Source organism: Bartonella sp. AA1HLJMS (assembly GCF_042197445.1).
Classification (GTDB): Bacteria; Pseudomonadota; Alphaproteobacteria; order Rhizobiales; family Rhizobiaceae; genus Bartonella.
This window is the reverse complement of sequence record NZ_JBHIRW010000176.1, coordinates 1-1,405: the sequence shown is the minus strand read 5'-3', so window position 1 is coordinate 1,405 and position 1,405 is coordinate 1. Positions and strand designations below refer to the sequence as shown.

At 43.6% G+C, this 1,405-nt stretch carries 3 protein-coding genes; all 3 read right to left on the bottom strand.

The genetic code is table 11. The features are described 5' to 3' along the window. On the bottom strand, window positions 1–155 hold a 155-nt coding region (locus ACFIQE_RS11485; protein ID WP_375707702.1), incomplete at its 3' end, for a phage tail assembly protein. Window positions 156–157: 2 nt separating this feature from the next. Then, window positions 158–664, bottom strand: coding sequence for a phage major tail tube protein (locus tag ACFIQE_RS11480; protein ID WP_375641068.1), 507 nt, complete (start codon window positions 662–664; stop codon window positions 158–160). Then, a partial coding sequence (locus ACFIQE_RS11475) for a phage tail sheath family protein (protein WP_375707701.1) occupies window positions 664–1,405 on the bottom strand: 742 nt, incomplete at its 5' end. The genes ACFIQE_RS11480 and ACFIQE_RS11475, both read right to left, overlap by 1 nt.

The following is a 1,405-nucleotide window of genomic DNA, read 5'->3' as shown; positions in this document are numbered from 1 at the left end:
GCGATCATAGCAATTGTTTGCTCTACGCCTTCTTTTTTGTCGATTGCTTGCAAATCTTTTGTTTTGGGGCGCCGTAAAGTAATTTCGGTGTGATCTTTTCCTTCAAAGGCAATGGGTATCAATAATTTATGTGTAATGCTTGTTTGGACGGTCATTTTTATAATCCTATATTGTTTTTATGGTCTGCGAGTTGATTGACGCCATTGAATTTTCTCACCAAGTTGAGGACGTCTATCTCAACGATTTCAACGTCCTTCTGGACATATTTGAAATACTGCAATGTGAATGTAGCCGTAGAAGTTGCTTTGCTGCCCGGTTGCCATTCTGCCATTTCAAAGCCTTTGCAAAGTCCTCTCATGGTAATGACAACACCTTCTGCGGGTGTGCCTTGCGCTTGCATTGAACTTCGTAATGAAATGTCGACATCTGTGCGCCCCAACAGTGCCATCAATTCTGGAGAGCAATCAGAAATGGTCATGCTAAGTGTGAGGGTTTCAAGACCAAGGTCAACTTCAATAGAGCTATCCATGCCACCACCGCGATAACTTTCAACGACCAAACTCAAATTCGGTAGGGTGACACTTTCACATTTTGCTTGATAGGGAATACCGTCGACAAAAATGTTAAAATACTTCAAAACTCTTGGTAATACGGGTACGGTCATTAAAAAATCTCCTCTAAATAATCATTCACAATGCGTGAACGGAATGTGATGTGTTCTGCTGGTGTTGTTGGTGTGAATTCGACATTGAAATAGACTCTGCCGCCTTCAATGGCGCTTGCTGTGTTAAGCTCTAGATCAGGCGTACAGCGCCCACCAAGAATGGCGCCTTGTGCTTTTAAATCACGCAAATAGGCATTGACGCTTTCACTGACATCATTCATGTAGGTTTTTTTGATATTGCGGTCGACAGCCCATAGATGTCCGCGCAAAATGGCATCATTGATCATATCTGCGGTGCGTACTACGGATAAGAAAGCAAATTTTGTATCACTTGAAAGGGTGCGATTACCCCAGAGGCGATAACCATTTTCGCGGATAATTGTTGTGATGTTTTGTTCGTTAAGAAGGTTGGCGCGGCTTGATCGATCCCCAATGGAAAAATCAATAGGGCGTGCAGTTCCCACAATTCCATTGATCACTTTATTGGAAGGAGAATGCCAAAAACCATGGGTAAAATCTGTTTTGGCAATGACACCTGCAACCGCTGCACTTGCTGGTTGTTCTATGATTTTTCCATCACGATTTACTTTTACAAAAGGGTCAACGATAATGGCACGCTTGGAGTCAAAATCCTTTGCTGCGCTAAGGGCTGCTTCATCTGTGCTGTTTGGTGCATCAAGCACCACAATAGCACGCAGACGCTCTGCAATGCCAATGAGTTCTGCTGCGACGGGGTTGGCA

Excerpts from the sequence above, each read along its gene's own strand:
- ACFIQE_RS11480 (WP_375641068.1), bottom strand. The coding sequence starts at position 664 with ATGACCGTACCCGTATTACCAAGAGTTTTGAAGTATTTTAACATTTTT.